At 62.7% G+C, this 6,000-nt stretch carries 6 protein-coding genes; 3 read left to right on the top strand and 3 right to left on the bottom strand.

Features of this window, described 5'->3' with window-relative positions; translation table 11 throughout:
• Positions 1-243 precede the first annotated feature (243 nt).
• The 3 genes from AWB66_RS26575 to AWB66_RS26585 form a co-directional block, all read right to left on the bottom strand.
• Positions 244-813 (bottom strand): TetR/AcrR family transcriptional regulator, encoded by a 570-nt coding sequence (locus AWB66_RS26575; protein ID WP_087633063.1) that lies wholly within the window; start codon positions 811-813, stop codon positions 244-246.
• A 120-nt stretch (positions 814-933) separates the two neighbouring features.
• Positions 934-2,070, bottom strand: a complete 1,137-nt coding sequence (gene mnmA / locus AWB66_RS26580) for a tRNA 2-thiouridine(34) synthase MnmA (RefSeq protein WP_087633064.1) — start codon at positions 2,068-2,070, stop codon at positions 934-936.
• Between the two features lie 45 nt (positions 2,071-2,115).
• Positions 2,116-2,598 carry an NUDIX hydrolase gene (locus tag AWB66_RS26585; protein ID WP_087633065.1) on the bottom strand — a complete coding sequence of 161 codons (483 nt, stop codon included), beginning with the start codon at positions 2,596-2,598 and terminating at the stop codon, positions 2,116-2,118.
• Positions 2,599-2,871: 273 nt separating this feature from the next.
• Here AWB66_RS26585 and AWB66_RS26590 point away from each other — a divergent pair, with 273 nt between their 5' ends.
• The 3 genes from AWB66_RS26590 to AWB66_RS26600 all read left to right on the top strand — a co-directional run bounded on the left by AWB66_RS26590 (position 2,872) and on the right by AWB66_RS26600 (position 5,855).
• Complete coding sequence (locus tag AWB66_RS26590) at positions 2,872-4,020, top strand: Re/Si-specific NAD(P)(+) transhydrogenase subunit alpha (RefSeq protein WP_087633066.1); 1,149 nt, start codon at positions 2,872-2,874, stop codon at positions 4,018-4,020.
• Between the two features lie 72 nt (positions 4,021-4,092).
• On the top strand, positions 4,093-4,416 hold the full coding sequence (locus AWB66_RS26595; protein ID WP_087633074.1) for an NAD(P) transhydrogenase subunit alpha part 2: 324 nt from the start codon (positions 4,093-4,095) through the stop codon (positions 4,414-4,416).
• A complete protein-coding gene (locus AWB66_RS26600) occupies positions 4,413-5,855 on the top strand; it encodes an NAD(P)(+) transhydrogenase (Re/Si-specific) subunit beta (protein WP_087633067.1) in 1,443 nt (480 codons plus the stop codon). The genes AWB66_RS26595 and AWB66_RS26600 overlap by 4 nt, the downstream gene beginning before the upstream one ends.
• Positions 5,856-6,000 lie beyond the last annotated feature (145 nt).

A 6,000-nucleotide genomic window follows, 5' to 3' on the forward strand; every position in this document is an offset into this window, starting at 1 on the left:
CACCCGCCGGGTGGCTTTTTCGTTCGCGCCGACCTCGGCAGACAACGTGCGCTACCGATCATAATTAATCTACTCATAGATAGAATGGCTGGCGGAAAAAACCGGAAGCAAGGTCTGCGCCTTTTACCGGCCTTAATTTTCCAGGGGTGTGTGCGCGAAAAGCGGTTGCACGTCGGCCATTGAGGCGCGTTCGTCAAAATCTACCTATCTGAAGGTAGATAAATCCGACTGTTGAAATCGGAGTTATCCACAATTTCTGGTTTTCACGACTAACGCGATATCTTCGAGACGCGTCTTCGTCTGGAAAAGACGGCTCGTCAGCAAACTGCCTTGGAATGCCGCATAGAGCGCCCGCGCCGCCGCTTCGGGCTGGCCGTTCGCCTGCAGCGTCTCCTGCATCTCGCCCTCGGCAAGCACCTTGGCAAGCCAGTTCTCGTTGGCCTTGTAGAACGCCTGGATGGCCTGCCGCACTTTGTCGGGAAGCGCAGCGATGTCCGCGGCGAGCATCGCGCACAGGCAGATCTGGTCGCCGTCGCCCAGCATCCGGCCGATTACCTTCGCGTAGCGGTCGAGCTTCTTGTCGGCGGGCGCGGAACTGTCGATCGCGTAGATCGACGACATCACATCCGCGCTGTAGGCGTTGACCGCCTCGAACGCCAGATCTTCCTTCGACGGAAAGTAGTAGTGAATGCTCGACGTCTTGACGCCGACGAGCGTCGACAGATCGCGATAACTGAAGCCGTTGTAGCCTCGCGTCATCAGGAGCGTTCGGGCGTGCTCGAGCAGTTGGTCGCGTACCGGGTTCCTGTCCATCTTCACATCATTATCTACTGCTAGGTAGATGGTCAAGCGCTTGTATCAAAAAAGGATTCCGGTTCGGAACGACCGTCGCGCGCGGAAAAAGCAAAGCGGCCGCGACCCGCTTTGCCCCATTCAGCGCGCGCCGAAGAGGGCCGCTTCTGCGCTTTCGCCGACCGGCGCGGCCGTCGCCGCCCGTTCGATGATGCCGCCGCCCAGACAGACGTCGCCCTGATAAAGCACGGCGGATTGGCCGGGCGTCACGGCCCATTGCGCGTCGGTGAAATGCAGCGCGAAGCGGCCGTCGTCCGCGGCGCCGAAGGTGCACGGCGCGTCGGCCTGACGGTAGCGCGTCTTCGCGCCGCAAGCCGCGCCGTCCTCCGGCGCCGCGCCCGCGACCCAGCTCGTGTTGCCCGCGACGAGCGTCTGCGCGAGCAGCCACGGATGATCGTGCCCCTGCACGACGTAGAGCGTGTTGCGCTCCATGTCCTTGCCCGCGACGAACCACGGCTCGCCGCTGCCGTCCTTCGCGCCGCCGATGCCGATGCCCTTTCGCTGTCCGAACGTATAGAACGCGAGGCCGATGTGCTCGCCGATCGTCTTGCCGTCGGGCGTCTTCATCGGGCCGGGCTGGGTCGGCAAATAGCGGTTCAGGAATTCGCGGAACGGGCGTTCGCCGATAAAGCAGATTCCGGTCGAATCCTTTTTCTTCGCGTTCGGCAGGCCGATTTGCGCCGCGATCTCGCGCACGCGCGTTTTCGGCATCTCGCCAAGCGGGAAAAGTGTCTTCGACAACTGCTGCTGGTTCAGCCGATGCAAGAAGTACGACTGGTCCTTCGTGTGGTCGGTTGCCTTCAGCAGTTCGAAGAGGCCGTCGCGTTCGCGCACGCGCGCGTAGTGACCGGTCGCGATGGTTTCCGCGCCGAGCGACATCGCGTGATCGAGGAACGCCTTGAACTTGATCTCGGCGTTGCACAGCACGTCCGGATTCGGCGTGCGGCCGGCCGAGTATTCGCGCAGAAACTCGGAGAACACGCGGTCCTTGTACTCGGCGGCGAAGTTGACCGCTTCGACGTCGATGCCGATGAGGTCCGCCACCGACACCACGTCGATCCAGTCCTGACGCGTCGAGCAGTATTCGCCGTTGTCGTCGTCTTCCCAGTTCTTCATGAAGAGACCGACGACGTCGTAGCCCTGCTCCTTCAGCAGCCACGCCGTCACCGACGAATCCACGCCGCCCGACATGCCCACCACCACTTTTTGCTTGCTCATGTTGCTACCAGTTTGCTGATTGGCGCCGTGGCGGGCATCGAAGGATCAAGCCCGCACCACTGGCGCGACGGAATGCGTATGGATGAAGTCGAGCGGCACGCGCCGCCCGGAGAGGTAATCGTCGACGCACTTCATCACGAGCGGCGTCCGGTGCCGCGCCGATGCCGCGCGCAGTTCGTCGGCGGTGAGCCACATCGCGCGGATGATGCCATTGTCGAGCGCGCGGCCTTCGACTTCGCCCGCTGACCGGCCGCAGAACGTGAAGCGCAGATACGTCACCGCGCCGTGCGGCCGCTCGAAATGCGTCATGTAGGCACCGACGAGCGCTTCCGGCACGAAGCGATGCGCGGTTTCCTCGAGCGTTTCGCGGATCACGGCCTGAGCGAGCGTCTCGCCGGCTTCCAAATGACCGGCCGGTTGGTTGATTTTGATGCCCGCCGACGTGTGCTCTTCGATCACGAGAAAGCGCCCGTCCCGCTCGACGATGGCCGCGACCGTCACATGCGGTGCCCAATGTTCTGGTTTCATGGGTCGCCATTTTACCGTTTCGTGCCATTTCACGCCGCAGCGTCGGACGGGCGGTCCGCGCGCCATTCGTCCCGACTGATGCACACGAGAAATGAGTCGGTCGAAAAGACCAAATAAATGCGCCAAACAAGTGCCAGAGCTGATTTTTGCGCGGGCCTTCTTCGGTTACAGTTGCGGTAGCCGTTTGTCCCAAGCATTTGAATATTCTTTCTCAGCCTTAAATCCACGCCTCCTCAGGGAACGCGTGCGTACAAAAAACTGGAGGATTCAAAGATGCACATCGGAGTGCCTGCTGAAACGCGGGCGAACGAGGCGCGCGTCGCCGCCACGCCCGAGACGGTCAAGAAGCTCGTGTCGCAAGGTCACCGGGTCACGGTGCAAAGCGGCGCGGGCCTGCCGGCGAGCTATATCGACGATGCTTACGCGCAAGCGGGAGCGGATATCGTCGATGCGAACACCGCGTTTGCCGCCGAGATCGTCCTCAAGGTCCAGTCACCGAGCGAAGCCGAATTGCCGCTGCTGAAGTCAGGCAGCGTGCTGGCCGGCATGCTCGATCCCTTCAACACCGAGAACACCGCGCGGCTCGCCGCGGCGGGCGTCACCGCGTTCGCGCTCGAAGCCGCGCCACGCACGACGCGCGCACAGAGTCTCGACGTGCTGTCGTCGCAGGCGAACATCGCGGGCTACAAGGCGGTGCTGGTCGCGGCCAATCTGTATCAGCGCTTCATGCCGATGCTGATGACCGCCGCCGGAACGGTCAAGGCGGCCCGCGTGCTGATTCTCGGCGCGGGCGTCGCGGGCCTGCAGGCCATTGCGACGGCCAAGCGTCTCGGCGCGGTGGTCGAAGCGTCCGATGTACGCCCGGCCGTGAAGGAGCAGATCGAATCGCTCGGCGCGAAGTTCGTCGATGTGCCCTTCGAAACCGATGAAGAGCGCGAAGCGGCCGAAGGCGTGGGCGGCTATGCGCGTCCAATGCCGCCGAGCTGGCTCGCGCGACAGGCCGCGCAGGTGCATGAGCGTGCGAAGCTCGCCGACATCGTGATCTCGACCGCGCTGATCCCGGGCCGTCCGGCGCCGACGTTGCTGTCGATCGAAACGGTCAAGCACATGAAGCCCGGCTCCGTGATCATTGATCTCGCGGCCGGACGCGGGCCCGAGTACGAAGGCAAACGCGGCGGCAACTGCCCGCTGACGGTCGTCGATGAAGCCGTGATGAAGCATGACGTGCATATCGTCGGTTATACCAATCTGGCATCAATGGTGGCCGCCGACGCGTCCGCGCTGTATGCGCGCAATCTGCTCGACTTCCTCAAGCTGATCATCTCGAAGGAAGGCACGCTCAACATCGATCTCGCGGACGACATCGTCGCGGCCACGCTCCAGTGCCGCGACGGACAAGTCACGCGCCCGGCATCGGCGTAAGCCCAATACTTGGATGGGACCAGAGTAAGGCGCTAAAGCGCCAACTCTGGTCGACAGGAGACAGGAATGGAAGTGGACATCATCAACCATACGGTGATCAACCTGATCATCTTCGTGCTGGCGATCTACGTCGGCTATCACGTCGTGTGGAACGTCACGCCCGCACTGCACACGCCGCTCATGGCCGTGACCAACGCGATCTCGGCGATCGTGATCGTCGGCGCGATGCTCGCCACCGGTCTCACGATCGGCGGGACGGCGAAGTTCTTCGGCACGTTGGCCGTCTTGCTCGCGGCGGTGAACGTGTTCGGCGGCTTTCTCGTCACGCGGCGCATGCTCGAAATGTTCAAGAAGAAGGAGCCCAGGAAGCTCGTGAGCAAGGAGGGCGCGCGATGAGCCTCAACGTCGTCACGCTGCTTTATCTGGTCGCCTCGGTGTGCTTCATCCAGGCGTTGAAGGGCTTGTCCAATCCGAAGACCGCGCGGCTCGGCAACACGTTCGGCATGACCGGCATGGCGATCGCGATCCTCACGACGCTCGCGCTGATCGTCAAGCAGGCCGCCTATCTCGGCTCGAACCTGGGCTATGGCCTCGGCCTCTTGTTCGCGGCACTGATCATCGGCGGTGCGGCGGGCGCGTACATCGCGGCGAAAGTCGAGATGACGAAAATGCCGGAACTGGTCGCGGCCATGCACTCGCTGATCGGTCTCGCGGCGGTGAGCATCGCGTATGCGGTGGTCGCCGAGCCTTCCGCGTTCGGTCTCGCGGCTCCGGGTTATCCGATTCCGTACGGCAACCGCGTCGAGTTGTTCATCGGCACGTTCGTCGGCGCGATCACGTTCTCGGGTTCGGTCATCGCGTTCGGCAAGCTCTCGGGCAAGTACAAGTTCCGGCTCTTCCAGGGCGCGCCGGTCGTGTACGCGGGCCAGCACATGATCAACCTCCTGCTCGCGATCGCCATGCTCGGCTTCGGCATCATCTTCATGATGACGCAGTCGTGGCTGCCGTTCGTGATCATGACGCTGATCGCGTTCGCGCTCGGCGTGCTGATCATCATCCCGATCGGCGGCGCGGACATGCCGGTGGTCGTGTCGATGCTCAACTCGTACTCGGGCTGGGCGGCGGCGGGCATCGGCTTCTCGCTGAACAATCCGATGCTGATCATCGCGGGGTCGCTCGTCGGTTCCTCGGGTGCGATTCTTTCGTACATCATGTGCCGCGCGATGAACCGCTCGTTCTTCAACGTGATTCTCGGCGGCTTCGGCGGCGAGGCGGGCACGGCGGCCGTGGCCGGTTCGGCGGAGCAGCGTCCGGTGAAATCCGGTTCCGCCGACGATGCCGCGTTCATGCTCGGCAATGCCGAAAGCGTGGTGATCGTGCCGGGTTACGGTCTTGCCGTGGCTCGGGCGCAGCACGCACTGAAGGAACTCACCGACAAGCTGGTCGAGAAAGGCATCGACGTGCGTTACGCGATTCACCCGGTTGCCGGGCGGATGCCGGGGCACATGAACGTGCTGCTGGCGGAGGCCGAAGTGCCGTATGAACTCGTGCACGAGATGGAGGACATCAACAGCCAGTTCGGCCAGACCGACGTGGTGCTGGTGCTCGGCGCGAACGACGTGGTGAATCCCGCCGCGAAGACCGATCCGAAATCGGTGATCGCGGGCATGCCGATTCTTGAGGCGTACAAGGCACGCACGATCATCGTGAACAAGCGGTCGATGGCGGCGGGTTATGCCGGTCTCGACAACGAGTTGTTCTACATGGACAAGACGATGATGGTCTTCGGCGATGCGAAGAAAGTCGTGGAGGACATGATGAAGGCGGTGGATTGATTTAGCATCGCAATGCATCGAGTAGCGCCGCCGAGGCCCCGCAAAGCGGGGCCTCGGCGTTTCAGGCTGGGCCTGTCATAAATTTTGTGTGCGAGGCATAACATGTAGTTCGAGGAGCATGTATGCCACGCAAACCCAGGACGAC

The sequence above is a fragment of the Caballeronia telluris genome, from assembly GCF_001544495.1.
Lineage (GTDB): Bacteria > Pseudomonadota > Gammaproteobacteria > Burkholderiales > Burkholderiaceae > Caballeronia > Caballeronia telluris.